21 protein-coding genes are annotated in these 25,405 nt (G+C 69.9%); 5 read left to right on the forward strand and 16 right to left on the reverse strand.

The features are described from left to right. Window positions 1-27: 27 nt before the first annotated feature. From QE438_RS13690 to glnA, 3 genes are all read right to left on the reverse strand, one after another. On the reverse strand, window positions 28-1,230 hold the full coding sequence (locus tag QE438_RS13690; RefSeq protein ID WP_130524756.1) for an ammonium transporter: 1,203 nt from the start codon (window positions 1,228-1,230) through the stop codon (window positions 28-30). A gap of 272 nt (window positions 1,231-1,502) precedes the next feature. Next, window positions 1,503-1,841 carry a P-II family nitrogen regulator gene (locus tag QE438_RS13695; RefSeq protein WP_130520819.1) on the reverse strand — a complete coding sequence of 113 codons (339 nt, stop codon included), beginning with the start codon at window positions 1,839-1,841 and terminating at the stop codon, window positions 1,503-1,505. A gap of 340 nt (window positions 1,842-2,181) precedes the next feature. Further along, window positions 2,182-3,591 (reverse strand): type I glutamate--ammonia ligase, encoded by a 1,410-nt coding sequence (gene glnA, locus QE438_RS13700; RefSeq protein ID WP_130520817.1) that lies wholly within the window; start codon window positions 3,589-3,591, stop codon window positions 2,182-2,184. Window positions 3,592-3,812: 221 nt separating this feature from the next. Between glnA and QE438_RS13705 the strand changes: the two genes are divergently transcribed. Beyond that, on the forward strand, window positions 3,813-4,607 hold the full coding sequence (locus QE438_RS13705) for an undecaprenyl-diphosphate phosphatase (protein ID WP_130524618.1): 795 nt from the start codon (window positions 3,813-3,815) through the stop codon (window positions 4,605-4,607). A gap of 735 nt (window positions 4,608-5,342) precedes the next feature. Here the strand turns inward: QE438_RS13705 and QE438_RS13710 are convergent. From QE438_RS13710 to QE438_RS13745, 8 genes are all read right to left on the reverse strand, one after another. Beyond that, window positions 5,343-5,957, reverse strand: coding sequence for a YbhB/YbcL family Raf kinase inhibitor-like protein (locus QE438_RS13710; protein WP_130524617.1), 615 nt, complete (start codon window positions 5,955-5,957; stop codon window positions 5,343-5,345). A gap of 59 nt (window positions 5,958-6,016) precedes the next feature. Further along, on the reverse strand, window positions 6,017-7,045 hold the full coding sequence (locus tag QE438_RS13715) for an alpha/beta fold hydrolase (protein WP_130520892.1): 1,029 nt from the start codon (window positions 7,043-7,045) through the stop codon (window positions 6,017-6,019). Window positions 7,046-7,077: 32 nt separating this feature from the next. Further along, a complete protein-coding gene (locus tag QE438_RS13720; RefSeq protein ID WP_130520811.1) occupies window positions 7,078-7,872 on the reverse strand; it encodes a lysophospholipid acyltransferase family protein in 795 nt (264 codons plus the stop codon). Window positions 7,873-7,963: 91 nt separating this feature from the next. Further along, on the reverse strand, window positions 7,964-8,395 hold the full coding sequence (locus QE438_RS13725) for a hotdog fold thioesterase (RefSeq protein ID WP_130520809.1): 432 nt from the start codon (window positions 8,393-8,395) through the stop codon (window positions 7,964-7,966). Between the two features lie 27 nt (window positions 8,396-8,422). Then, window positions 8,423-10,432, reverse strand: a complete 2,010-nt coding sequence (locus QE438_RS13730; RefSeq protein ID WP_306994917.1) for a phospholipase D family protein — start codon at window positions 10,430-10,432, stop codon at window positions 8,423-8,425. Further along, complete coding sequence (locus QE438_RS13735) at window positions 10,429-11,022, reverse strand: YceI family protein (RefSeq protein ID WP_228257928.1); 594 nt, start codon at window positions 11,020-11,022, stop codon at window positions 10,429-10,431. The genes QE438_RS13730 and QE438_RS13735 overlap by 4 nt, the downstream gene beginning before the upstream one ends. After that, on the reverse strand, window positions 11,013-11,489 hold the full coding sequence (locus QE438_RS13740) for a histidine phosphatase family protein (protein ID WP_130520807.1): 477 nt from the start codon (window positions 11,487-11,489) through the stop codon (window positions 11,013-11,015). Before QE438_RS13740 ends, QE438_RS13735 begins: the two co-directional genes overlap by 10 nt. 27 nt (window positions 11,490-11,516) lie before the next feature. After that, window positions 11,517-12,146, reverse strand: coding sequence for a ParA family protein (locus QE438_RS13745; protein WP_130520805.1), 630 nt, complete (start codon window positions 12,144-12,146; stop codon window positions 11,517-11,519). 128 nt (window positions 12,147-12,274) lie between these two features. Between QE438_RS13745 and QE438_RS13750 the strand changes: the two genes are divergently transcribed. Together QE438_RS13750 and QE438_RS13755 are read left to right on the forward strand one after the other, a co-directional pair. Next, window positions 12,275-13,762, forward strand: coding sequence for an AAA family ATPase (locus QE438_RS13750; RefSeq protein ID WP_306994912.1), 1,488 nt, complete (start codon window positions 12,275-12,277; stop codon window positions 13,760-13,762). A 181-nt stretch (window positions 13,763-13,943) separates the two neighbouring features. After that, entirely contained in the window at window positions 13,944-14,720 is a 777-nt protein-coding gene (locus QE438_RS13755; RefSeq protein ID WP_306994910.1) for a hypothetical protein, read from the forward strand. A 14-nt stretch (window positions 14,721-14,734) separates the two neighbouring features. Here QE438_RS13755 and QE438_RS13760 read toward each other — a convergent pair whose 3' ends face one another. After that, window positions 14,735-15,835, reverse strand: a complete 1,101-nt coding sequence (locus tag QE438_RS13760) for a hypothetical protein (protein WP_306994908.1) — start codon at window positions 15,833-15,835, stop codon at window positions 14,735-14,737. A gap of 42 nt (window positions 15,836-15,877) precedes the next feature. Then, entirely contained in the window at window positions 15,878-16,795 is a 918-nt protein-coding gene (locus tag QE438_RS13765) for an AEC family transporter (RefSeq protein WP_306994905.1), read from the reverse strand. Window positions 16,796-16,957: 162 nt separating this feature from the next. Here QE438_RS13765 and QE438_RS13770 point away from each other — a divergent pair, with 162 nt between their 5' ends. Then, a complete protein-coding gene (locus QE438_RS13770) occupies window positions 16,958-20,671 on the forward strand; it encodes an indolepyruvate ferredoxin oxidoreductase family protein (protein ID WP_306994903.1) in 3,714 nt (1,237 codons plus the stop codon). 294 nt (window positions 20,672-20,965) lie between these two features. After that, on the forward strand, window positions 20,966-22,510 hold the full coding sequence (ilvA, locus tag QE438_RS13775; protein ID WP_130524608.1) for a threonine ammonia-lyase, biosynthetic: 1,545 nt from the start codon (window positions 20,966-20,968) through the stop codon (window positions 22,508-22,510). Between the two features lie 453 nt (window positions 22,511-22,963). Here ilvA and QE438_RS13780 read toward each other — a convergent pair whose 3' ends face one another. From QE438_RS13780 to egtB, 3 genes are read right to left on the reverse strand one after another with little or no spacing between them, the layout of a single operon-like run. Next, a complete protein-coding gene (locus QE438_RS13780; protein ID WP_306994901.1) occupies window positions 22,964-23,182 on the reverse strand; it encodes a DUF3253 domain-containing protein in 219 nt (72 codons plus the stop codon). Then, window positions 23,179-24,165 (reverse strand): L-histidine N(alpha)-methyltransferase, encoded by a 987-nt coding sequence (egtD, locus tag QE438_RS13785; protein WP_306994898.1) that lies wholly within the window; start codon window positions 24,163-24,165, stop codon window positions 23,179-23,181. Before egtD ends, QE438_RS13780 begins: the two co-directional genes overlap by 4 nt. Further along, window positions 24,162-25,376 (reverse strand): ergothioneine biosynthesis protein EgtB, encoded by a 1,215-nt coding sequence (egtB, locus tag QE438_RS13790; RefSeq protein ID WP_306996294.1) that lies wholly within the window; start codon window positions 25,374-25,376, stop codon window positions 24,162-24,164. Before egtB ends, egtD begins: the two co-directional genes overlap by 4 nt. Window positions 25,377-25,405 lie beyond the last annotated feature (29 nt).

The raw sequence follows: 25,405 nt of genomic DNA on the forward strand, positions 1-25,405 counted from the left end.
TTAGTGCAATGCCGCCGCCGGGCGCGGTCAGGCCTCGTAGGCCGCCTCGCCATGCGAGGTGATGTCCAGGCCCTCGCGCTCGGCGTCCTCGCTCACGCGCAGGCCGAACACCAGCTTGGCAATCGCGAAGCCCACCACGGACACCACGCCGATCCAGGCCACGGTGATCGCCACGCCCTCGATCTGGATCAGCACCTGGTGCGGGATGGAGTAACCATCGCCCTTCACCCCACCCAGCGACGCGGCCGAGAACACGCCGGTCAGGATGGCGCCGACGATGCCGCCGATGCCGTGCACGCCGAACACGTCCAGCGTGTCGTCGGCCTTGAGCAGCTTCTTCAGGCCGGTCACGCCCCACACGCAGACGAATGCGGCGATGGCGCCGATGGCGATCGCGCCGAACGGACCCACCGTGCCGCAGGCCGGGGTGATGCCCACCAGGCCGGCCACCGCACCGGAGGCCACGCCCAGGGCGGAGGACTTGCCCTTGAACAGTTTCTCGGCCAGCGCCCAGGCCAGGATCGCCGCGGCGGTCGCCAGCATCGTGTTGAGGAAGGCCAGCGCCGCGCCGGCGTTGGCTTCCAGGTTGGAACCGGCGTTGAAGCCGAACCAGCCCACCCACAGCAGCGCCGCACCGACGAAGGTGTAGGTGACGTTGTGCGGCCGCAGCGCGACCTGGCCGAAGCCGATGCGCTTGCCGACGAAGTACGAGCCCACCAGACCGGCGACACCGGCATTGATGTGCACGACCGTGCCGCCGGCGAAGTCCAGCGCGCCGCGCTCGAACAGGAAGCCGCCGGTCGCCCAGACCATGTGCGCGATCGGCAGATAGCCGGCCGTGAACCAGATCAGCGCGAACAGCAGCACCGCGGCGAACTTCACGCGTTCGGCGAAGGCGCCGACGATCAGCGCGCCGGTGATGCCGGCGAAGGTCAGCTGGAAGCAGACGAACACCTGCTCGGGCAGGCTGACGCCCTTGGTGAAGGTGGCCGCCAGCGTCTCGGTGGTCACGCCCTTGAGGAAGAGCTTGTCCAGATTGCCGATCCACTTGCCGTCGCCCGAGAAGGCCAGGCTGTAGCCGTAGGCGACCCACAGGATGGCGATCAGCGAGAACACGGTGATGACCTGGATCAGCACCGAGAGCACGTTCTTGGCGCGCACCATGCCGCCGTAGAACAGCGCCAGGCCGGGCACGACCATCATCAGCACCAGCAGCGTGGAGGTCAGCATCCAGGCCACGTCGCCCTTGTCGACGATCTCGGCGGCCGGTGCGGCCGTGGCCGCGGCGGCGGACGGGGCCGCGACCGGTTCAGGCGCGGCGTCCGCCGGGGCGGTGGTAGCCGGGGCTTCCGTGGCGGCAGGCGCGGTGGCTTCCTGCGCGGCGACGGTGGACACGGTACCGGCGGCCAGCAGGCCCAGCGCGGCGGCCGCGCACAGCACCTGCAGGCGGGTGGTCAGGGCGGAGAGCAGACGAGTCTTCATGGGGGGTCTCTCCGGAAGGGTTAGAGCGCGTCGGCGCCGACTTCGCCGGTGCGGATGCGGATGACCTGGTCGATCGTGGTCACGAAGATCTTGCCGTCACCGATCTTGCCGGTGCCGGCGGCCTGCTGGATGGCCTCGATGACCGCATCCAGACGCTCTTCGGTGACGACGGTTTCGATCTTGATCTTCGGCAGGAAATCCACGACGTACTCGGCGCCGCGATACAGCTCGGTGTGGCCCTTCTGGCGGCCGAAGCCCTTCACTTCCGTGACGGTGATGCCCGAGACGCCTGTCTGCGACAGCGCCTCGCGGACTTCGTCCAGCTTGAAGGGGCGGATGATGGCGGTGATCAGTTTCATGCACATTCCCCGATGATGGTTGGAGCGCCCGGCGCGGGGCCGGACAAAAGAGCGGCGCGATAAGCCGAATCGAAGGTGGTCGCCGGCATCGCGCCGGCGCCACGATGAAGCGCCCAAGGGCCGCGTCGAGCGCGCGGGAGCAAGGACCCGTGCGTACGACGTGGGAGGGAGGGCGTGCGGCCCATGGGCGTCTTCGATGACGCGTCCCCAGCACTGCATGGTTCACGGCCGCCCCAGCGTGGCATTGCGGCTTCCGTCGGCCGTGCACCGGAAGCGCTCAGGTGAGGTGCAGCGATGGCAGTGGGTGGGAGGGGGGACCCACCGCCATCGCCGCGTTTGCTCAGTTGGCGTAGTACAGCTGGTACTCGAGCGGATGGGTCGCCGCGCGGAACTTGGTGACTTCCTGCATCTTCAGGTCGATGTAGCCGTCGATCAGGTCGTCGGAGAACACATCGCCGGCCTTGAGGAAGTCGCGGTCGGCGTCCAGCGCGGCCAGGGCCTGATCCAGCGAGGAACAGACCTGCGGGATCAGCTTCTCTTCTTCCGGCGGCAGATCGTAGAGATCCTTGTCCGAGGCCGCGCCCGGGTCGATCTGGTTCTTGATGCCGTCCAGGCCGGCCATCATCAGCGCGGTGAAGGTCAGGTAGCCGGACTGCAGCGGATCGGGGAAGCGGATCTCGATGCGGCGCGCCTTCGGGCTGTTGACCCACGGGATGCGGCACGAGGCCGAGCGGTTGCGCGCCGAGTAGGCCAGCATCACCGGCGCCTCGAAGCCCGGCACCAGGCGCTTGTAGCTGTTGGTGCCCGAGTTGGCGAAGGCGTTGATCGCCTTGGCGTGCTTGAAGATGCCGCCGATGTACCACAGCGCCATCTGCGACAGGCCGCCGTAGCCGTCGCCGGAGAACAGGTTGGTGCCGCCCTTGGCCAGCGACTGGTGCACGTGCATGCCGCTGCCGTTGTCGCCGACGATCGGCTTGGGCATGAAGGTGGCGGTCTTGCCGTTGCGGAAGGCCACGTTCTTGATGATGTACTTCATCATCAGCAGCTCATCGGCCTTCTTCACCAGCGTGTTGAACTTGGTGCCGATCTCGCACTGGCCGGCGGTGGCCACCTCGTGGTGGTGCACCTCGGTCTCGATGCCGACCTGCTCCAGGGTCTTGACCATCTCGGCGCGGATGTCGTGCAGCGAGTCGGTCGGCGGGACGGGGAAGTAACCGCCCTTCACGCCCGGACGGTAGCCGCTGTTGCCGCCTTCGTACTTGGCCGCGCTGTTCCAGGCCGCCTCTTCGGAGTCGATCTTGAAGAAGGTGTTGCCCATCTCGTTGGCGAAGCGCACCGAGTCGAAGATGAAGAACTCCGGCTCCGGGCCGAAGAAGGCCACATCGGCGATGCCCGAGGACTGCAGGTAGGCCTCGGCGCGCTTGGCCACGCCGCGCGGGCAGCGCAGGTACGAGGTCATCGTCGCCGGGTCCAGCACGTCGCAGGTCAGGTTGATGGTCGGATCGGCGTAGAACGGATCCAGATAGGCCGTGTCGGCGTCGGGCATGAGGACCATGTCCGATTCGTTGATGCCCTTCCAGCCGGCGATGGAGCTGCCGTCGAACATCTTGCCTTCCTCGAACAGGCTGGGCTCGACGATGCTCGCCGGGAAAGTCACGTGCTGCTGCACGCCGCGCAGGTCAACGAAACGCAGGTCGACGAACTCCGCCTTGGAGTCCTTGATCAGCTTTTCGACTTTGTCGACGGACATCTTTGCTCCTCGAATCGGTGGTGAGGTGGAATGTGTGACGGCCTTATCGCAAGCCGCGTGCCAACCCGGAGGGCGCGCTAAGTCCCTGTTTTCTCTACATCCTCTTCACGCCGCGCACCAACCGGATGCACTTTGAAGGTGCATCGACTGAAACTAGCACCTAAAGCGTGCAAATGCGATTCGCCTTATGCTTCGGCCTCCCCCACGTTGCGCCCTGTCCCATGTCCGAACTCCTGGCCGCGCTGCTGCTCGGCATCCTCGAAGGCTTGACCGAATTCCTGCCCATCTCCAGCACCGGGCACCTGCTGATCGCCCAGCACTGGCTGCCGCGGCAGACCGATTTCTTCAACATCGTCATCCAGGCCGGCGCGATCATCGCGGTGGTGCTGGTGTTCCGGCAGCGGCTGGTGAGCCTGGCGCTGGGCTGGCGCGATCCGGTCCAGCGCGACTACCTGTTCAAGCTCGGCACCGCCTTCCTGGTGACCGCGGTGGTGGGCCTGGCGGTGCGCAAGCTGGGCTGGGCGCTGCCCGAGACGGTGACCCCCGTGGCCTGGGCGCTGATCATCGGCGGCCTCTGGATGATCGTGGCCGAACGCCTGGCCGAGCGCCGCGGCGACAGCCCCAACGTGACCTGGACGGTGGCCGTGCTGGTCGGCCTGGCGCAGGTGGTGGCCGGCGTGTTTCCCGGCACCTCGCGCTCGGCCGCCGCGATCTTCATCGCGATGCTGGCCGGCACCAGCCGGCGCTCGTCGGCGACCGAATTCGCCTTCCTGGTCGGCATCCCGACCATGTTCGCCGCCAGCGGCTACACCTTCCTGGAGCTGGCCAAGGACGGACAGCTGGGCCAGGTCGACTGGACCGCGGTGGCGGTGGCCTTCCTGGCCGCGGCCGTGACCGGCTTTATCGTGGTGCGCTGGCTGCTGGGCTTCATCAAGTCCCACCGCTACACCGGCTTTGCGGTGTATCGCATCGTGCTGGGCGTGGCCCTGCTGCTGTTCCTGCCCAGCGGCGCCTGAGCCGCGGCAACCGATGAAACGAAAAGCCCGCGCGATGCGCGGGCTTTTTTTGTTCTTGCCGGAGCGCATCACCCAGATCTGTCGATGGCATGAGCGCTGAGGCTTGAGCTCACTTCGCCGACCAGCCTCGACCCGGCCGGGCACGGCTCCTCGGCTCGGTCCGCCATCCCTGGCGGACTCGCCGCCGCGGGCCATCCATGGCCCGCTCTCCGCGCGCCCGGCCGGGTCGAGGCTACGCGAGCGTGCAGATCAGGACTTCTTCCACCCAAGGCATTGCGCAAGCGCTCTGCCCCCTCCCTTTCGCCGCAGGCGAAGGGGAGGGCCGGGGTGGGGTGCTTTTGCTTCTTTGCTTCGGTGGCTTGCCAGGGAAAGCTCCGACCCCTCCCCCTCAGTCGCTAGCCGCGACTTCGAGCTCCCCTGCGCTGCGCGCAAGGGAGGGGGCCTCAAGTCGAAGCCCTTCCCTTCGCTGATCGCGCTCTGCGCATGGGCGAGGGTCTCGAACGACCGCGCAAACCGAAGCGCTGTGACCTGACGCGCGAGGCAGCGGGCCGGCGGGCGGGGGCCGCGCCTAGCGAGGAAGGACGCCGAGCGCCCGAATCAGGGCAGGATGCCCTGATTGAGGGATAAGCGGCCCCCGCCCGCCGGACCGCTGCCCCGCCGAAGCAGTGGGCACTCAGGCACCGCGACCGCTTACTCGGGTAGAGGAGCCTTCTCTACGAAAGAGGCGCAAACAACTCAGCCCGACAGCTTGGGGTTGAGCGTATAAGTGCCGACCCACTCGGCCTGCCCCAGCACATGGCCTTCGATCGCCTTCAGCACGTCCTGCCCGGTGAACGCGCCCTCCACCGGCACGCGTTCGAGGTCCAGCGCGTACAACCGGAAATGGTAGTGATGCAGGCGCGCATCGTTGTACGGCGGATAAGGCCCGTCGTAGCCGAAATACTGCCCGGCCAGCTGCGCATTACCCTCGAAATAGCCGGTGTAGTCGTTCAGCCCCTGCCGCGCGCCGGACGGACCCTCAGGCGTGCGCTTGCCGCCAGCGACGAAACCATCGGCGCAGCTGCCCGCCGCCAGCGCCTGCACCTGGGCCGGGATGTCGACCATCACCCAGTGATAGAAGTCCTGCCGCGGCTGGTCGGCCGGCACCTCCATGTCATCGCGGTTGGTGGTCTCCGGCACCGTCGGCACGTCCGGATCGACCACGAGCAGCGCGAAACTGCGCGTGCCGGCCGGCGCCTGCTCCCAGGCCAGGTGCGGATTGCGGTCGGGCGCGAAGCCCTGGGCATCGCCGCCGGCGAACTCGGCCGGGATCGGGGCGCCGTTGGCGAAACTGTCGCTATGGATACGCATGGCAAGTCTCCGTATCGAAGGGAAGCTGGGAAGACGGCGCGCCGGGCGCGGCGCGGACGCTAGTCGCGGGTGAGCCGATCGGTCACCCAGCGCTCGCCGAACCCGTCGCAGTGCGCGTTCTCGATGAAGCCGCAATGGCCGCCCCAGCGCGCCACTTCCAGCGCCACGCTGGCCGGCAGCTGCCAGCGGGCGAAGTCGGCGAAGGGAATCACCGGATCGTCCTGGGCCATCAGGATGTGCGCCGGCACGGTCATCTCGGCCAGCCGGTTGCCGGCGATGGAATAGCCGTCCAGATAGTTCTCCAGCGTGCCGAAGTCGGTCTCGTGCTCGACCATCCAGCGGGTCAGCTCGCGCACGCTCAACGACAGCACCGTGTCGTCGTAGACATGGCGCTCGGGGAACAGCTGGCGCTTGATCTCCAGCGAATGGCGCCACTTGCGCTGGAAGTACCAGTGGTACAGCGGCAGGCCCTGCTCCATCCCGGTCAGCGTGGACTGCGGGTCCAGCACCGGGCACACCGCGGCCACGGCCTTGAGCGGCAGCCCGAACGCCGGCGCGCGTAGCGCCACCCGCAGCGCGAAGTTGCCGCCGAGCGAGTAACCGGCCGCGACCATCGGCCGTGACGGGAACCGCTGCGCCACATCGCAGGCCGCGTGCAGCACCTCGGGCAGCAGGCAGGAGTGGAAGATGTCCTCGTTGAGGTGGTGGGTCTGGCCGTGGTCGCGGAAATTCAGCCGCACCACCTCGTAGCCGGCCTCCAGCAGGCTGGCGGCGGTCATGCGCATGTAGCTGGATTCCGAACTGCCCTCCCAGCCGTGCAGCAGCAGCGCCAGGCCGCGCACCTCCATGCCCGGCACGATGCTGTGCCAGCCCTGCAGGCGCACGCCGGCGCCGCCGTCGAAGATGTGCTCGGTGCTGACCGCGCCCATCGCCTGCAGCCGGCGCAGACCGCGCCGGCGGCGCAGGTCGCTCGAACTCAGGATCGACTGCAGATGCGCGTTGCGCAGCCAGCGCGGCGGCGCGTAGCTGCTGGCGCTGACCGGCGCCTGGCCCACGTCGGACTGCGCCGGCGCCAGGGAGGCGCCCATCAGGCCCGCGCGTGCGCCGAAGCCCAGCATGCTCAGGCCTCCATCGCCGCGACGATGCGCGCCCGGGCGGTGTCGGCGATCTGCCGACGGCCCTGGACCTGGTCGGGGAAGATGGGTTCGAGGAAGCAGATCTCGGCCACGCGCGAAGGTTCGCCCAACAGGCGTAGAAAGTTCGCGAAGAAGCTCTCGTGCGGGCCGAAGGCCACCACCTGCTGCGCATCGCCGCGCACGCCGTAGCGCAGGGCCACCGGCTGCACCGGCACGGCCGCCTCGACCGCCGGCTGGAAGATGCGCGCGTGGAACGGGCCGACCTCGCTGCCGTCGCGGGTGCGGCCTTCCGGGAACACCGCCACCGGGCGGCCTTCCTTCAGCCGCTCCAGCATCGCTTCCATCACCCCGCCCAGCGACTCGGTGCTGCCGCGCTGGTGGAAAATCGTCTCCCCGCGCTGCGCCAGCCAGCCCACCACCGGCCAGCCGCGGATCTCCTGCTTGGCCACGAAGCCGACCATGCGCTGGCTGTGCACCATCTCGATGTCCACCCAGCTGACGTGGTTGGAGACGAACATCACCGCCCCCTGCAGCGGCGTGCCGCTGCGACGCAGGCGGAAGCCGAAGATGCGCATCAGCGCGGCCGACCAGTGCTCGACGGAGAACTGCTTGACCGTGCGCCCGCGCAGCGGCAGGCCCGCCCACAGCGGCACCATGGTCAGCAGCAGCAGCGGCAGCATGACCAGCACGTGGATCAGCAGCAGCGGCGTGCGGAGCAGATAGCGGAAGGCGCGGCCGGCACCGGGGGCAGCAGGCGCCAGAGAGGGGGACGGACTCATCCGGGCAAGATACCGGATGGGTCCGGGGCCGGCTACAACAGCCGGCCGGAAGCAGCGTTGCGCCGGGCCGGCGCGCGGCCCGCGCGGCCGATCAGGCCGCCGGCTTGGGCACCACCGCCAGGGTCAGGCGCGAGACGCACACCGGCTTGCCGCGCTCGTTCTCGATGCGGATGTCCCAGACCTGGGTGCTGCGGCCGATGTGGATCGCGCGCGCGGTGCCGGTGACGGTGCCGGCGCGCTCGCCGCGGATGTGGTTGGCGTTGATCTCCAGGCCGACCACGGCGTGCCGCTCGGGATCGAGCACGCTCAGGCCGCCGGCCAGGCTGCCCAGCGTCTCGGCCAGCACCACCGAGGCGCCGCCGTGCAGCAGGCCGAACGGCTGGTGGGTGTGCGCGGCCACCGGCATGGTGCCGCGCAGCCAGTCCGGGCCGGCCTCGGTGATGACGATGCCCAGGTGGCCGACCAGGTTGCCGGCCGACATGGCATTGAGCGCGTCGATATCGACGGGGACGCGGAAAGTCATGGCAGTGTCCTTCTAAAACGTGAAACGTCAGAGGATCGGCACCAGGCCGGCGCCGAAGGCGATCAGGATGCGCGCGTACAGCCGCTTGGGCCCGATGCTCACCTCGGGGAAGTCGCCCACCGACTTGTAGCAGGCGTGGAACATCGGATCCTTGACCGGCAGCGGGCCCGGGCACTGTTCGCTGGGCACGAATTCGTAGCTGGTGGCATAGCGCCAGGGCCAGATGTCGAACACCGGCAGCGCCGAGGACACCTTGTCCAGGCTGTAGTTGATCCCCGAGAACACGCCCGGCTTGGGCCGGGGCGCGATCACCCAGGAGTTCTCCGGCTCGATGTCGCGGCGGATGCTCTGCTCCAGCTGCTGGGCGAAGGCGCGGTTGGGGATCACCACCACCGCCTCGGTGTTGTAGTCGAGCGAGCGCGGGTCGAAGTTGTGCGTGCCGATGACCGCGATGTCGTCGTCGATCACCATCGACTTGGCATGCAGGCCCATGCGCACGCCGGCGCGCTTGAGCGGCAGCGGGTCGCTGTGCGGGCCCTTGCTGAGGAACGAGGGCCGGCCCTCGGCGCGCTGCAGGCGCCGGTCCACGCGGTTGCGTTCGCGCGCGCGGCGCGTGGCGCGGTCCTGCTGCTCGTCGCGGTCCACCATGCCGAAGGGCCGGCTGCCGGGCATCGAGGTGCGGATGGCGGTGCTGCGCGGCACGTCCTGCTCGGGCATCGGTGCCGGTTCCTGCCCGGGCAGCGCCACCGGCGGCACCGGCAGCAGCGTGGCCACGTCCACCGGCGCGTCGGCCGGGAACGGCTTGTATTCGTAAAGCTGGAAGCCGAGCTCGCGCAGGTACATGCGCTTGTACTTGGCCGACACCGAATACACGATCGGATTGTCGGTGGCGGCCAGGCTGTTGGTGGACACCACCACCGCCGGCGGCACCGGCCGCGTGCGCAGGCCCTTGAAGAAGCGCTTGGCCTGCTTGGACATGATCAGGTACGGCGTCTGCATCAGGATCTCGTCCTGCGCGCGGGTCAGCAGCGTGCCCAGCTCCCAGTCCGAGGGCGCGGCGGTCTCGGGATCATCGGCGCGATGCTTGCGCGGGGTGTCGGCCACGTAGCTGACCGTGCCCACTTCCAGCGCGCGGTCGACCAGGCGCTGCTGGATCACCTCCGGGTCGCTGGCGTCGGCGCCCATGTCGGCGACGCGGTCGGGGCGCTTGAACGCCTCCGGCGGCATCGGCGGCACGCCTTTCTCGAGCAGCGTGCGGCCGACATCGCTGAGCCGCTCGGCCGGGATGCTGCGCGGCGCCTCCCAGAACTGGTCGAAGCTGCGCCCCATGTCCGCGCCCTCCGGGCCTGCGATCAGCACGTCGCGGTCGCGGAAGTTGTATTCCGAATCCCAGTCGTAGTAGTCGTCCTGGTAGTTGCGCCCGCCGGTGATGCCGACCGCATCGTCCACCAGCAGCAGCTTGGTGTGCATGCGCTGGTTGAAGCGCCGGAAGCAGCACACCACGCTGGCCGCATAGTCCAGGTAGCCCGGCACGGCCTGGTTGAAGGTCGGGTTGTACAGGCGCAGGGCGAAGTTGCGGTGCGCGCCGGACAGCGCCGCCAGCATGTCCAGGTTGGGGATGGCGGTGAGCTGGTCGATCAGCACCCGCACCTGCACGCCGCGGCGCGCGGCGGCCAGCAGCTCGTCCAGCACCAGCCGCGCGCTGTCGTCGGTGTCGAAGATGTAGGTCTGCACGTCGATGCTGTGGCGCGCGGAGCGGATCAGGTTGAGCCGCGCCAGCAGCGAGTCCTCGCCGCGGTCCAGCAGCAGCGCGTAGTGGCGCGGCACCTTGGGCGTCGAATCGGCGCGCGCCTTGTCGGCCAGATCGCGCAGCGCGGAGGGCTCGGCGCAGGCGTTGGCGGCCTGGCAATCGATCACCTGCGAGCGGGCGGCCTGGGCGATCTGCACCGCGCGTGCATGATCGGCCTGGGACAGGCTGGCGCAGCCGCTGCCCAGCAGGGACAGCAGCAGGGCGAAGGCCCCCAACAGCTTCCTCAAGGTTTGGGCTCCCGCTCCGGTGCCTGCACGCGCGCGCGCAGCAGGAACTGCACCTTGTCGCTGAGCGCCAGCCGGAAGCCGTCCATGTCGTAGTCGCTGCGACGCACCTCGCCGGACAGCACCACATCGCAGTCCACGCCAGGGCGCGCACAAGGCTCGGGCGTGACCGTGAGGGTCTCCGGGCGGCGGATGCCGCGGATCACCAGCTCACCTTCGAGCTGGCCGCCGCCTTTGAGCACCGCACTGTCATAGGGGTAGGACACGAACACCACTTCCGGCCATTTTTCCGCATCGAAGAACGCGCTGCCGCGCGCCCACTGCGCATAGCGCGTATGGTCGCCGATCTGCACGTCGGCCGTGTACATGTGCAGAGTCACCTGGTGCCGGCCGTCGGGCAGCACGTGCACCACCCCGTCATAGCGCGGGAAGTTGCCTTCCAGCGTCTGCCCCCAGCGCGTGGACAGCGCGAAGCCCAGCCGCGTGTGCTGCTTGTCCAGCGGCATGGTGCGCGACTGCGCGGCGGCGGCGGTGCAGAGGGTCAGCCCGGCGCCGAGACAGAACCGGATCCAGGCCTTCGCCTTCACGGCCACCAGAACGCCGACAGGCTCGCCGCGCCCGGTTCGATCGGGCCGTCCTCGGCGAAGGTCAACACGACCACCGAGCCGGTGGGCATGCCGCGATAGTCGCTGGTGCTGCCGCTGTGCAGCAGCGCCGCCAGCTGTTCCAGGCCGGGGTTGTGGCCCAGCAGCAGCAGGCGGTCGACATCGCGGTGCGCATCGGCCAGGCCGATCAGGGTGCCGGCGGTGGCCTCGTAGATGGCCTGTTCCAGGCGCTGTTCGACGTAGCCGGTGGTGGCCAGCACCGCTTCGAGCGTCTCGCGGGTGCGGCGCGCGGGCGAGCACAGCACGCGGTCGGGGATCAGGCGCTGGTCCTTGATCCAGCGGCCGGCCGCCTCGGCCTCGGCCTGGCCGTGCGGGGCCAGCGGGCGGTCGAAATCGGACTGGCCGGGCAGGGCGGGCTCGGCATGGGCATGGCGCAGGAGGATGAGTTCACGCATGGGACGACCTTATCGGGGGCTGCGTGATCAGACCGCATCCAGCCAGGCGAGCAGCGGCTGCCAGTCCTGCTGGTGATCGCGCACCTGCAGGGAGTGGTAATCGAACAGGCTGCGTCCCAGCCCGGCCATGACCACATAGGCCTGGGTATCGCGCAGGGTGGCGACCACCGGATACGGCCACTCTCCCATCATCTCCAGCGCCTGCTGGGCGGTGTGGGTCCAGGGCTTGGCGCGGTTGAGGACCAGGCCCACCGGCAGCTTGCGCTTGTGCACGCGCGGGACCTTGGACAGCGAGTTGAGGAAGCCGACGGTGGCTTCGATGTCGAGCCCTGAGGGCAGTACCGGCACCACCACCGCATCGGCGGCGTCCAGCAGCGCTTCCAGCTCATCGGCCATGGCGCCGGCGCGGCCGTCGGCGATCACGGTCTGGGTGTCGGCCGGCAGCCTGGATGCCCACTTCTTGCCGGTGCCGCTGAGCGGCAGCACGGCGCTGGGAAGCTCGGCGCGGCGCTGGGCCCAGCGCGTGGCCGATTCCTGGGGATCGGCGTCCACCAGGACCGTGCGCTGGCCCTGCAGGGCGTAATACGCGGCCAGGTTGGTGGCCACCGTGGTCTTGCCCGCACCGCCCTTGGAACTGGCGACCAGGATGGTCTTCATGCGCTCACGCCTTCGCACTCGTCCGGGAAGCCGGAGCGTACACCGTCGGCCGTGAATGCCACCAGCCGGCCTCCGGCCCGTGGCGAGGCAGGGCTCTGCTATGTTCGCTCGCCCCGCAGGGAGTGCCCATGAGCGAGCTGAAGGACCTGACCGCGCTGATCCGCGCCGGAACGCCGCTGATCGTCATCGAGACCCAGGATGAGGCGCGGGTGGTGGACCTGTTCCGCCAGTCCCTGGCCCAGGTCTGGCGCGCGCTCTATCGCTGGTCGGCCACCGAGGGCCTGCGCCGGCTGGACATGGACCGCGAGGATGCGGCCGAAGGCGCGCCCGAGGCCGGTGCGGCCCTGCAGTCGATCAAGGCGGCCGAGCAGCGCGGCGTCTACCTGCTGCTCGACTTCGCCCCGTATCTGGAATACGCCGGCCACCAGCGTCAGCTGCGCGACATCGTCCAGCGCCGCCATTGCCAGCCGCACGTGGTGGTGCTGGTCGGCGCCCGGGTCGAGCTGCCCGAAACGCTCGAGCCGCTGGCGGTGCGCTTCAGCCCGCGCCTGCCCGATGCGGCGGCGCTGCTGAAGATGCTGCGCGAGGAGGTGGCCGCCTACCCGGCCGAGAACGGCGGGCGGCGGGTCGAGGTGGACACCGCCGCGGCCCAGCAGATCATCCGCAACCTGGCCGGGCTGGACCTGGTCGACGCGCGGCGCATCGCGCGCCACCTGATCTACGACGACGGCGTGCTCGGCCCCGGCGATCTACCGCAGCTGGCCAGGCTGAAGTTCGAGCTGCTCGGCCGCGGCGGCCAGCTGCAGTACGAATACGACGGCACGCGGCTGGACGAGGTGGCCGGCGCCGATCGGCTCAAGCGCTGGATCGCCCAGCGCCGCAGCGTGTTCGCCTCCACCACGCCGCCGCCGGGCCTGGACCCGCCGCGCGGCATGCTGCTGCTGGGGGTGCAGGGTTGCGGCAAGTCGATGCTGGCCAAGGCCACCGCGGCCGGGTTCGGCGTGCCGCTGCTGCGCCTGGACATGGGCGCGCTGTACGACAAGTACCACGGCGAGACGGAGAAGAACCTGCGCAAGGCGCTGGCGGCGGCCGAGCAGCTGGCGCCGTGCGTGCTGTGGATCGACGAGATCGAGAAGGGCCTGGCCAGCAGCGGGAGCGGCGAGGATGGCGGCGTGTCCCGGCGCGTGCTCGGCAGCCTGCTGACCTGGATGGCCGAGCGCAGCGCGCCGGTGTTCGTCGTGGCCACCGCCAACCAGGTCCACGAACTGCCGCCGGAGCTGCTGCGCAAGGGACGCTTCGACGAGATCTTCTTCGTCGACCTGCCCGACGCCGACACGCGGGTCGAGCTGCTGCGGCTGCATCTGGGCCGACGCAAGCTGGTGGCCGAGGACTTCGCCCTGCCTGCGCTGGCCGCGGCCAGCGACGGCTTCTCCGGCGCCGAGATCGAGCAGGCCATCGTCTCGGGCCTGTACACCGCACACGCCGAGGGCCGCGCCCTGGACACCGACGGCCTGATGCGCGAGATCCGCACCACCCGCCCGCTCTCGGTGCTGATGGCCGAGCAGGTCCAGGCGCTGCGCGACTGGGCCCGCGGCCGCACCGTGCCGGCACACTGAGGCGCGGGTGTGCGACGGCGGCCAAGCGCGCCGCTGGGCCCAGGTGGGGTGAACCGCGTGGAAGACGCTACCAATCCTCACTCATTTCCCTGTAATTTCAAATACTTGTCGCTTGTCGCAAGGGCCGCGCTGACGTAGGCTCAGGGGTCTCACGGATCCCGACGGAACGGCCCCGTAGTCCATGGAACACTCCCTTCCCCACCCCCAGACCTGCGAGGAGGCCACGCCCTCGCAGGTGGCCGCCGAGCTGATCGCGCGGCATCAGCAGGCCGACGGCCGCGTCGCCGTGCTCGATCTGGCGCGCCAGGTGCCCGCCACCGCGCGCGCCAGCCACATCGAAGTGCAGGTGCTGGCGCAGGAAGTCGCCGTGCGCCTGCCCATCCCCGTCGCGCGCAAGCTGCTGTCCGGCTTCCCGCCCTTCAGCCTGGTTCCGCGTGCGCCGTGGCAGCGCAAGAGCCTGCTGTACCGCGCGCTGGACGCGCTGGCGCCACTGCGCTGGGTGCGCTATCGGCTGGGCCGCTCGCGCTATGCCTGGGTGCGCCAGCGCGCGGCGCATCGCCAGGGCCTGGAGGCGTTCACCGTGGTCGAACGCGCCACCGACGCGGCCGTGGCCCGCTTCGCGCGCGTGGTCGACCTGCATTGCTTTGCCGACCTGTTCGGCCGCGACGGCGATTTCCGCGACACGGTGGTCGCGCTGGTGTGCGAGCACGCCGCGCCCGAGCTGCGCGATCCCTCCGGGGCCGAGCAGCGCCTGAACATGGCCGCCCTGCTCGACCTGACCGCCTGGCATCAGGGACGGCGCGGCGACGCCGCCACCCAACTGGGTGCCGAACTGGTGATGCTGGCCATCCCGGCCTCGGTGTTCGAGCGCGTCACGGCGGCGATCCGCCAGTGCATGTCCCAACGCACACCCGCCGTCCCGACGCAGGCGCCTTCCCAGGAGATGGCGGCCGCCTGAAGGCCGGCGGGGCGCTACCGCGACCCCGCCACTGTCGCCCTGTCCGACGTCCAGCCCGCGGGCGGGGTGAGCGGCCGGTGGTTGGCTTCCAGCAGGCGCTGCAGGGCGATGATCTCGCCGTCGCGCAGCTGCCAGTCCAGATAGGTGTCCAGCGGAACCTCGTCCGCGGCCGGCGGCAGGAAGCGCGAACTTTCGGCCAGCAGCCAGTGCAGCTGCCGCCGCTCCTCGCGCCAGCGCAGTTCCTGCGGGGTGTCCGTCGTCAGGCGCGTCATCACACCGATGCCGAGCAGCCTGCTCATCAGGTCGCTGCCATCCCGCGCCATCAGCGCGAACACCGACTTGCAATCGTCCCAGCGTTCGCGGTCGTCGTGGGTGTGCGTTTCATCGCAGTAGCGGGTGACCACGCCCAGCCTGGGAATCGGCCGCGTCGCCAGCATGATCAGCACGTTGAACCTGGGCCAGTCCGCCAGTTGCGAGCCATTGGGTATAGCGCTCTGCGCCGCGAGCGCCTGGCGTAGCGTTGCGTCCATCGGTGGCACCGGCAGGCCGGAGACCGCGTCGGCCAACAGACCCCCGAACTCGATCTGCATCGCGTCGTAGCGCGTCGCCTGCGTGGCCGCGCGCCAGGCCTTGGCCGCTGCCTTGGCATCGCCGCGCTGCTGGGCATCGATGAAGGCGAGCAGCTGCACGAACAGGTTGTCGCCTTCCTCGCGCTGCAGGAACGCCAGCGCGCCGGCCGCGTCGCATTGCACGTTGGCCCCGGGGCATCCCATCGCCTCGAAGCGTGCGACCAGCGCATCGCGCGGCCGCGCATCGAGCGCGGCCTGCATCCAGACACCGGGCTCGTCGATCCCGGCGGCAGGCGGCTTGCCCGTGCCTTGCCGTGCTTCGGCGTCGTCGCCAGGCCACAGCACGGCGGCGGCGTAGAGATCGCGCGCCTGGCCGCTGGAGGCCACGCCGCGCAGGTGCAGCTGCAGGGCCTGGTCGTACTGCGCCTGCCAGGCCTTGAAGCGCTGTTCGAACGCGGTCTGGTCGGCCGCGGCCTGCGCCTGCGCACGGACCGGGAGCACCTGAAAGGCCAGCAGCAAAACGGCGGCGAAAGCAAAGCAGCGCATGTCGGTTCGTCCCTGAAAACCCGACCTTGAGGATGACACGTCTCAAGGCGCCAGGTGCGGCAACAGCCAGGTCAGCAGGGGCAGCGTGGCCAGCGACAGGACGATGGAGTAACCGGTCAGCGCCGCGCACAGGCGCGGGGCCAGGTTGTGCGAGATGGCCAGCGCGGCGGCGGTGATCATGGTCGGCATGGCCGACTCGAGCACGTTGACCTGGAACAGCTGGCCACGCAGACCGAAGGCGTAGGACAGTGGAATGGCCAGCGCCGGCATCACCAGCAGGCGCAGCGCCAGGCCCACGGCCAGCGGCTTGAGTTCATGGCGCGGCAGCCGCAGCTGGATCGACAGGCCGACCGAGAGCATCACCAGCGGCAGCATCGCATCGGCCAGGCGCTGCAGGCCGCTGGCGATCCAGGCCGGCGGCGCGGCGGGCATCAGCGTCACGGCGAACACCAGCGCCCACAGCGGAGGGAACTTCACCACCCGCAGGGCGAGCTGCCTGGCCCCGGGCGGCGTCTCGCCCGAGTAGCGCGCCAGGATCACGATGCCGAGCGTGGACAGCATCAGGAAGGTGCCGAACTGGTCGTACACCACCGCATAGGGCAGCGCATGGTCGCCCAGCAGCGCCCGCACCATCGGATAGCCGATGAAGCTGGAGTTGGAGAAGCCCACGCAGATCAGCAGCGCGGCCTGTTCGCTGCGCGCCAGCTTCAAGGCGCGGCCGGCGACGGCGACCAGCCCGTACACCGCGCCCATCAGGATCCACGGCGTCAGCATCAGGCCCAGCAGCGAAGGATCCAGGTGCAGGCGCGGCACGAAGGTCAGCACCGCCGCCGGCAGGCAGACGTAGAGCACCACCAGATTGAGCACATGCGCCGCCCCTTCCGGGAACAGGCGCAGCCGCGCGAACAGCAGCCCCAGGGCCAGCATGGCCAGGATCAGGGCGAAGGCATCGAAGGCCATGCGTTTCCTTGCGCGGACAGGCGCGAGAGCGTGGATCGGGCGCATTGTCGCAACGCGCCTGCCGCAACGCCAAATGAGGCCGGCACCGAGGCGGTTGTAGACTGCCGCCGCGCCAGGCCCATCGCCACGCGCACGCCACGCCGCTTTCCACCGGGCCAGCCCATGACCAGCACCGCAGAACTCACCTCGCCCTCGTCCGCCGACACGCCGGCGCTGGCCACGCTGGATGCCGACTACACCCTGGAGCACAAGTACACGCGCACCGACGGGCGCATCTACCTGTCCGGCGTGCAGGCGCTGGTGCGGCTGCCGCTGATGCAGCGCCTGCGCGACGATGCCGCCGGCCTGAACACCGCCGGCTTCGTCAGCGGCTATCGCGGCAGCCCGCTGGGCGGCTTCGACCTGGAGCTGTGGCGCGCGCGCCGGCACCTGGACGCGGCCAAGGTGAAGTTCCAGCCCGGCCTCAACGAGGACCTGGCCGCCACCATGCTGTGGGGCACGCAGCAGACCACGCTGTTCCCGGGCGCCACCGTCGCGGGCGTGTACGGCATGTGGTACGGCAAGGGCCCCGGCGTGGACCGCAGCGGCGATGTGTTCAAGCACGCCAACGCGGCCGGCACCTCGCCGCTGGGCGGCGTGCTGGCGCTTGCCGCCGACGACCACGCCTGCCGCAGCTCGACCCTGCCGCACGGCAGCGAGGAGGAATTCGTCAGCGCGATGATGCCGGTGCTCAACCCGGCCGGCGTGCAGGACATCCTCGACCTGGGCCTGGTCGGCTGGGCGATGAGCCGCTACACCGGGCGCTGGATCGGCTTCAAGACCATCGCCGAGACCGTGGAGTCCTCGGCCTCGGTGGACGTGGATCCGTTCGCGCGGCGGATCGTGCTGCCGGAGGACTTCACCATGCCGGCCGGCGGCCTGAGCATCCGCTGGCCCGATCCGCCGCTGGACCAGGAGATGCGCCTGCATCGCTACGCGGTGGCCGCCGCACAGGCCTTCGCCCGCGCCAACCGGATCGACCGGGTGGTGCTGGACTCGCCGCGCGCGCGGCTGGGCATCGTCACCACCGGCAAGAGCTACCTGGACGTACTGCAGGCGCTGGAGTACCTGGGCCTGGACGAGGCGGCCTGCCGCGACATCGGCATCCGCGTCTACAAGGTCGGCATGAGCTGGCCGCTGGAGCCGGTGGGCATCACCGCCTTCGCGCGCGGGCTGGAGGACATCGTCGTGGTGGAGGAGAAGAAGGCCTTCATCGAGCGGCAGATGAAGGAGCTGTTCTACAACTGGCCGGCCAGCGCCGGCGCGCGGCCCAGCATCGTGGGCAAGTACGACGAGGCCGGCGCCTGGATCCTGCCCTCCACCGGCGAGCTGACCCCGGCCACCATCGCCGGCGTGATCGGCGCGCGCATCCTGCGCTTCGCCAGGACCGAATCGATCGAGCAGCGCCTGCGCTGGATGGAGGCCAAGGAGGCCGAGATGGCCCTGCCGCGCGCCAGCTTCCCGCGCGTGCCGCACTACTGCAGCGGCTGCCCGCACAACACCTCCACCGTCGTGCCCGAGGGCGCGCGCGCGATGGGCGGCATCGGCTGCCACTACATGGTCACCTGGATGGACCGCAGCACCGACACCTTCACCCACATGGGCGGCGAAGGCGTGACCTGGTCGGGGCAGGCACCGTTCACCGCGACCGAGCATGTGTTCCAGAACCTGGGCGACGGCACCTATTTCCACAGCGGCTCGTTGGCCATCCGCCAGTCGATCGCCACCGGCGTCAACATCACCTACAAGATTCTCTACAACGACGCGGTCGCCATGACCGGCGGCCAGCCCGTCGATGGTCCGCTGAGCGTGCCGGACATCGCCGCGCAGATGCGCGCCGAGGGTGTGCAGACCCTCGTGCTGGTGTCCGACGAGATCGCCAAGTGGTCGCGGCGGCGCGACCTGTTCCCGCCGGACACCGAATTCCACGACCGCGCCGAGCTGGACAGCGTGCAGGATCGCCTGCGCCAGGTGCGCGGCGTGTCGGTGCTGATCTATGAGCAGACCTGCGCCACCGAGAAGCGCCGCCGCCGCAAGCGCGGCAAGCTGGTCGATCCGCCCAAGCGGGTGATGATCAACTCGCTGGTGTGCGAGGGCTGCGGCGACTGCGGGCAGAAGAGCTTCTGCGTGTCGGTGCTGCCCAAGGAGACCGAGTTCGGCCGCAAGCGCGCCATCGACCAGTCCAACTGCAACAAGGACTATTCCTGCGTGTCGGGCTTCTGCCCCAGCTTCGTCACCGTGCACGGCGGCCGGCCGCGCAAGGGCCAGCGCAGCGAGGCCTCCGCGCTGCTCGAGGCGCTGCCGGCGCCGGTGTTCAAGTCCGACCTGGGCGAGCCCTGGAACATCCTGATCACCGGCGTCGGCGGCACCGGCGTGGTGACCATCGGCGCGCTGCTGGGCATGGCCGGGCACCTGGAGGGCAAGGGCGCCAGCGTGCTCGACCAGACCGGACTGGCGCAGAAGGGCGGTGCGGTCACCACCCACGTGCGCCTGGCGCGCGCGCCGCAGGACCTGCACGCCGTGCGCATCGCCGCCGGCGAGGCCGACCTGGTGCTGGGCTGCGACATGGTGGTGGTCAACGACTACTGGGTGCTGTCCAAGGTGCGCGGCGAGCGCGCGCAGGTGGTGCTCAACACCTACGAGGCCATGCCCGGCACCTTCACCACGCACCCGGACATGCAGTTCCCCGCGGCCGAGATCATCGCCGGGGTCAACGTCGCCCTGGGCGGCCGCGACCCGCTGCTGCTCGATGCCACCCAGCTGGCCACCGCGCTGCTGGGCGATGCCATCGCCACCAATCTGTTCATGCTGGGCTATGCCTGGCAGCAGGGGCTGGTGCCGATCGCATTCGAGGCGCTGATGCGCGCCATCGAGCTCAACGGCGCGGCCATCGAGATGAACAAGAGCGCTTTCGCCTGGGGCCGCCTGGCCGCGGTCGATCTGCCCGCCGTGCAGCAGGCCGCCGGCCTGGTGCGCAACACCGAGACCCGCGAGGAGCACGTGCCGCGCAACCTGCGCGTGCTGCCGCCGGGCGACTGGGAAGGCACCGAGTGGGGCGCCACCAGCGCGCCGCGCAATCCCGACAACGCGCGCAGCGTGCGCGGCCTGCCCGACACCGCCGCGGCAACGGCCGACGGTGTGGTGCTGCTGCCGCTGGACGACGCGCGGCTGTCGCGCACCCTGGACGAGGCCATCGCGCGCCGCAGCGCCTTCCTCATCGACTATCAGGAGGCCGCCTACGCGGCGCGCTATACCGACTTCGTCGCCCGGGTGCGCGAGGCCGAGAACGCCCGGGCGCCCGGCTCGACGGCGCTGACCGAGGCCGTGGCGCGCTATCTGTTCAAGCTGATGGCCTACAAGGACGAGTACGAGGTCGCGCGGCTGTACACCAGCGGGGAATTCCAGCGCCAGCTCGAACAGCAGTTCGAAGGCGACTACACCCTGCAGTTCCACCTGGCCCCGCCGCTGCTGGCCAGGCGCAACGCCAAAGGCGAGCTGGTCAAGCGCGCCTACGGGCCATGGATGCTGCGCGCGTTCGGCGTGCTGGCCCGGCTGAAGTTCCTGCGCGGCGGCGTGTTCGACGTGTTCGGCCGCAGCGCCGAGCGGCGCACCGAGCGCCAGCTGATCGAGGACTACCGCCGCACGGTGGCCGGCCTGCTGGACACGCTCGACGCCGAGCGCCTGCCGCTGGCCGTGCGCATCGCCAGCCTGCCCGAGCAGATCCGCGGCTATGGCCACATCAAGGAGCGCCACCTGCACGCGGCCCGTGCGCAGGAGGCGCAGCTGCTGGCCCAGTGGCGCAACCCGAAGGCCATCCCGATCGTGCAGGCGGCCTGAGGGTCGCCTCCTCCTGTGGAGGCTACGGTCTCCCCAGATCCCTTGTAGAGCGGAGCTTGTGGCAATCCCCTCTTGGGGACTCCGCTGCCCTTCGTTCGATTCGTGGGGAAGGCCCCAGCGGAGCGAGCTCCGCTCTACAGGTGCGGGCCGCCATGGCGGCGATGAGGCTTTCCGGGTAAGGCCCCATCGCCGCCATGGGGGCTCCCACGGAAGCAAAAGATGCTGCGGCGGCCAATGCTTCCAACCGCAACCAAGCCCCAGCAAACCTAACGCGCGCTGTAGCATGGCGGCCCTATGACCGCACCGCTCAAGCCTGCCGATTACCTCAGGAAAATCCTCACCGCGCGCGTCTACGACGTCGCCGTCGAGACACCGCTGGAGCCGGCGCGCATTCTCAGCCAGCGGCTGCACAACAAGGTGCTGCTCAAGCGCGAGGATCAGCAGCCGGTCTTCAGCTTCAAGCTGCGCGGCGCCTACAACAAGATGGCGCATCTGAGCCCCGAACAGCTGCAGCGCGGAGTGATCTGCGCCTCGGCCGGCAACCACGCCCAGGGCGTGGCGCTGGGCGCGCACCGGCTGGGCACGCGCGCGGTGATCGTGATGCCGGTGACCACGCCGCGCCTGAAGATCGACGCGGTCAAGGCGCTGGGCGGCGAAGTGGTGCTGCACGGCGACAGCTATTCGGACGCCTATACCCATGCCGTGACCCTGGAGCAGCAGCAGGGCCTGACCTTCGTCCATCCCTTCGACGACCCGGACGTGATCGCCGGCCAGGGCACCATCGCCATGGAGCTGCTGCGGCAGCATCCCGGTCCGCTGGATGCGGTGTTCGTGGCGGTCGGCGGCGGCGGGCTGATCTCGGGCGTGGCCAACTACATCAAGGCCCTGCGCCCGGAGATCAAGGTGATCGGCGTGCAGATGGCCGACTCCGATGCGATGGTCCGCTCGGTCAAGGCGCGCAAGCGCGTGGCGCTGACCGAGGTCGGCCTGTTCGCCGACGGCACGGCGGTCAAGCAGGTCGGCCGGGAGACCTTCCGCATCGCCCGCGGCCTGGTGGACGCGTTCGTCGTGGTCGACACCGACGCGGTGTGCGCGGCGATCAAGGACGTCTTCGTCGACACGCGCGGCATCGTCGAGCCCTCCGGCGCGATGGCGGTGGCGGCGATCAAGCAGTACGTGGCCACGCACAAGACCAAGGGCGCCACCTACGCGGCGATCCTGTGCGGGGCCAACATGAACTTCGACCGCCTGCGCTTCGTCGCCGAGCGCGCCGAGGTCGGCGAGGAGCGCGAGGCGCTGTTCGCCGTCACCATCCCGGAGGAGCGCGGCAGCTTCCTGCGCTTCTGCGAACTGGTCGACCAGCTGCCCGGCGGGCCACGCAACGTCACCGAATTCAACTACCGCATCAGCGACGCGGCGCAGGCGCACGTGTTCGTCGGCCTGACCACGCACGGCAAGGGCGAGTCGTCGAAGATCGCGGCCAACTTCCAGCGACACGGCTTCGCCACGCTGGACCTGACCTTCGACGAGCTGGCCAAGGAACACGTGCGGCACATGGTGGGCGGGCACTCGACGCTGGCCCAGGACGAGCGGCTGCTGCGCTTCGTGTTCCCCGAGCGGCCCGGCGCGCTGCTCAAGTTCCTGACCCTGCTCAAGCCGAGCTGGAACATCAGCCTGTTCCACTACCGCAACCAGGGCGCCGACTATGCGCGCACGCTGGTCGGCCTGCAGGTGCCGGCCAAGGACAACGCCGCCTTCGCCCGTTTCCTGGACACGCTGGGCTATCCCTGCGTGGAAGAGACCGACAACCCGGTGTACCGGCTGTTCCTGCGCAAGTAGCGCTCTTGCCCCTCCCCTTTGCGCGCAGCGCAAGGGGGAGGTGAGGAGAGGATGCTGTTGCTGTTGGCACAAGCAGGAGCAACTGCAACAGCCAACCCCACCCCCGCCCTCCCCTTCGCTTCGCGAAAGGGAGGGGGCAGAGGCTCACAAACTTGCTGCAATCAGGGGATCCCTGGGCAGCGCTGTATGCGCTGCTGCGAACACCGCTTTTGCCCCTCCCCTTTGCGCGCAGCGCAAGGGGGAGGTTGGGAGGGGGTGCTTTTGCTGTTGGCACAAGCACGAGCAAAAGCAACTGCAACAACTAACGCCTCCCCAGCCCTCCCCTTCGCTTCGCGAAAGGGAGGGGGCAAAGATCAGCGGCTCGAGCAGGCGTACGCCGCGCGAGACGCGCGGCTAGGGTGCGTCGAAGCGTTCGCCGCGGCGCAGGCGCACGGGGCCCTTGGCGTCCTCGATTCACACGGTGCGCTGCCGCTGGGTGACCTCAATCCGCTGCGCCTGCGCCAGGTGCGCGGCCGCCTGGCGCACCGCCGGCATCAGCGCGCGCCAGGCGGCCTCGTCATCGCCCAGGGCGCGCGCCACTTCGGACGGGCAGATCGAGGCCTGCGCCTCGCGCTCGGCCAGCAGCCGCAGGATGGTCGCCTCGACGCACGCCCGTGCGTCGGGCGCGGTCACAGCGGCTGCAACAGGCGCAGGCCGAACCAGTCGCGGGCGTCGTTCCAGCCGTGGGTCACCTTCAGCCCCGCGCGCGCGGCCAGCTGGGCGAAGCGCGCATCGGTGTACTTGTGGCTGTACTCGACCTGCATGGCCTCGCCTTGCGCGAAGTCAAAACGCCGCCCGCCCACCTGCACGGTCTGCGCACGCTGGCTGACCAGGAAGGTCTCGATGCGCAGCCGCTCGCGCACGTAGACGGCGCGATGGGCGAACGCGTCCAGGTCGAAATCGCTGCCGATCTCGCGGTTGAGCCGCGCCAGCAGGTTGAGGGTGAAGGCCGCCGTGATCCCGGCGGCATCGTTGTAGGCCGCCTCGATCAGCGCCGGATCCTTGTCCAGGTCGATGCCGACCAGGGCGCAGCCGCCCGGCCCCATCGTCTGGCGCATCCCGTCCAGCAAGGCCTGCGCGGCCTCGTCGGTGAAGTTGCCCAGGGTCGAGCCGGGGAAGAACATCACCGTGCGCTGCGCCGGACGCGCGCTCTGCGGCAGGTCCAGCGGCCTGGTGAAGTCCGCGCACACCGGCAGCATCTCGATCGCGGGGAAATGCTCGGACAGGCGCGCGGTGGCCTGCACCACCGCCGTGCGCGAAATCTCCACCGGCGTGTAGGCCACCGGGGCGTGCAGGTGTTCGAGCAGCAGCTCGGTCTTGCGGCCGCTGCCGCTGCCGTACTCGACCACGTGCGCGCCCGGGCCGATGGCCTGGGCGATGGAGGGCAGGCGCTGCTCCAGCAGGGCCAGCTCGGTGCGGGTCAGGTAGTACTCGGGCAGATGCGTGATCGCCTCAAACAGGCGCGAGCCCTCCGCATCGTAGAAGTACTTGGACGGCAGCGTCTTGGGATCGCGCGACAGGCCCTCCAGCGCGTCGGCGGTGATGTCGTCGGGCTTGGGGCGCAGGTCGGTCAGCGCGTCACGGGCGCGGGTCATGGCGCAGGCGGCAGCGTTCAAGGCAGGTCCTTGGCAAGGCGCATGCCGGCGTACTGCCAGCGCGCGTCGGAGGGGAAGAAATTGCGGTAACTGGCGCGGATATGCGTGCGCGAGGTGGCGCAGCTGCCGCCGCGCAGCACCCACTGGGCGTTCATGAACTTGCCGTTGTATTCGCCCAGCGAGCCGGGCCAGGGCGCGAAGCCGGGATACGGCAGGTAGGCGCTGCTGGTCCATTCCCACACATCGCCGAACAGCTGCGACAGGCCGGTGTCGGTGCCGGGCTGCGAGCGCGGGTGGAGCAGGCCGTCCTCGACGAAATGGCCTTCGGCCGGCACGCCGGAGGCGGCCAGTTCCCACTCGGCCTCGGTCGGCAGGCGCGCGCCGGCCCAGCGCGCGAAGGCGTCGGCCTCGAACAGGCTCAGGCCGCTGACCGGCGCATCGGGATCGCGCTCACGCCAGCCGCCCAGGGTGAACTCGCGCGCGCCGTCCTCGTGCCAGTACAGCGGACGCTGCCAATCGCGGCCGCGCACCGTCGCCCAGCCGTCGCTGAGCCAGTGCGCCGGCGTGCGATAGCCACCGTCGTCGACGAAGGCGGCGAACTCGGCATTGCTCACCGGCCGGCTGGCCAGGGCGTGCGCCGCCACCAGCGTGCGATGGCGCGGCGATTCGTTGTCGTAGGCGAAGTCCTGCGCCTGCGGCCAGGGCGCCGCGCCGATCTGGGCGATCTGTTCCTCGCGCGCGCACCAGCGCAGCGGCGCGCCTGCGGCGCGCGGCGCGGGCAGATCCTCGCGATAGGCCGGCTGCAGCGGGTTGCTCCACAGCGCGTGGCGGATGTCGGTCAGCAGCAGCTCCTGGTGCTGCTGTTCGTGCTGGATGCCGAGCTGCACGATGTCCAGCGCCTGATCGTCCAGCGCCCGCGCCTGCAACCGCGCGCACAGCGCGTCTTCGACCGCAGCGCGATAGGCGCGCACCTGCGCCAGCGTCGGTCGCGACAGCATCCCGCGGCGCGCGCGCGCATGCATCGGCCCGACGCTGTTGTAGTAGCTGTTGAACAGGTAGTCCCAAGCCGGGTCGAAGGCGCGATAGCCCGCGTCGGCGCTCAGCACGAAGCGCTCGAAGAACCAGGTCGTATGCGCCAGATGCCACTTGGCCGGACTGGCGTCGTCCATGCTCTGCACCATCGCGTCCTCGGCGCTGAGCGGCGCGGCCAGCCGGGCGGTGAGGGCGCGCATGGTCTGGAACGCGGACAGCAGCGTCTGCG

Origin of the sequence: Pseudoxanthomonas sp. SORGH_AS_0997, from assembly GCF_031453535.1 — a bacterium.
GTDB lineage: Bacteria > Pseudomonadota > Gammaproteobacteria > Xanthomonadales > Xanthomonadaceae > Pseudoxanthomonas_A > Pseudoxanthomonas_A winnipegensis.

What these genes read in the sequence shown, in the direction of transcription:
- egtB (WP_306996294.1), bottom strand. Translation starts at nt 25,376, where the DNA reads ATGCGCGCCCTCACCGCCCGGCTGGCCGCGCCGCTCAGCGCCGAGGAC.
- QE438_RS13760 (WP_306994908.1), bottom strand. Translation starts at nt 15,835, where the DNA reads ATGCGCTGCTTTGCTTTCGCCGCCGTTTTGCTGCTGGCCTTTCAGGTG.
- QE438_RS13705 (WP_130524618.1), top strand. Translation starts at nt 3,813, where the DNA reads ATGTCCGAACTCCTGGCCGCGCTGCTGCTCGGCATCCTCGAAGGCTTG.
- QE438_RS13690 (WP_130524756.1), bottom strand. Translation starts at nt 1,230, where the DNA reads ATGCTGACCTCCACGCTGCTGGTGCTGATGATGGTCGTGCCCGGCCTG.
- QE438_RS13695 (WP_130520819.1), bottom strand. Translation starts at nt 1,841, where the DNA reads ATGAAACTGATCACCGCCATCATCCGCCCCTTCAAGCTGGACGAAGTC.
- QE438_RS13745 (WP_130520805.1), bottom strand. Translation starts at nt 12,146, where the DNA reads ATGAAGACCATCCTGGTCGCCAGTTCCAAGGGCGGTGCGGGCAAGACC.
- QE438_RS13770 (WP_306994903.1), top strand. Translation starts at nt 16,958, where the DNA reads ATGACCAGCACCGCAGAACTCACCTCGCCCTCGTCCGCCGACACGCCG.
- glnA (WP_130520817.1), bottom strand. Translation starts at nt 3,591, where the DNA reads ATGTCCGTCGACAAAGTCGAAAAGCTGATCAAGGACTCCAAGGCGGAG.
- QE438_RS13710 (WP_130524617.1), bottom strand. Translation starts at nt 5,957, where the DNA reads ATGCGTATCCATAGCGACAGTTTCGCCAACGGCGCCCCGATCCCGGCC.
- QE438_RS13720 (WP_130520811.1), bottom strand. Translation starts at nt 7,872, where the DNA reads ATGAGTCCGTCCCCCTCTCTGGCGCCTGCTGCCCCCGGTGCCGGCCGC.
- QE438_RS13715 (WP_130520892.1), bottom strand. Translation starts at nt 7,045, where the DNA reads ATGGGCGCCTCCCTGGCGCCGGCGCAGTCCGACGTGGGCCAGGCGCCG.
- QE438_RS13765 (WP_306994905.1), bottom strand. Translation starts at nt 16,795, where the DNA reads ATGGCCTTCGATGCCTTCGCCCTGATCCTGGCCATGCTGGCCCTGGGG.
- QE438_RS13755 (WP_306994910.1), top strand. Translation starts at nt 13,944, where the DNA reads ATGGAACACTCCCTTCCCCACCCCCAGACCTGCGAGGAGGCCACGCCC.
- QE438_RS13725 (WP_130520809.1), bottom strand. Translation starts at nt 8,395, where the DNA reads ATGACTTTCCGCGTCCCCGTCGATATCGACGCGCTCAATGCCATGTCG.
- QE438_RS13740 (WP_130520807.1), bottom strand. Translation starts at nt 11,489, where the DNA reads ATGCGTGAACTCATCCTCCTGCGCCATGCCCATGCCGAGCCCGCCCTG.
- QE438_RS13750 (WP_306994912.1), top strand. Translation starts at nt 12,275, where the DNA reads ATGAGCGAGCTGAAGGACCTGACCGCGCTGATCCGCGCCGGAACGCCG.
- ilvA (WP_130524608.1), top strand. Translation starts at nt 20,966, where the DNA reads ATGACCGCACCGCTCAAGCCTGCCGATTACCTCAGGAAAATCCTCACC.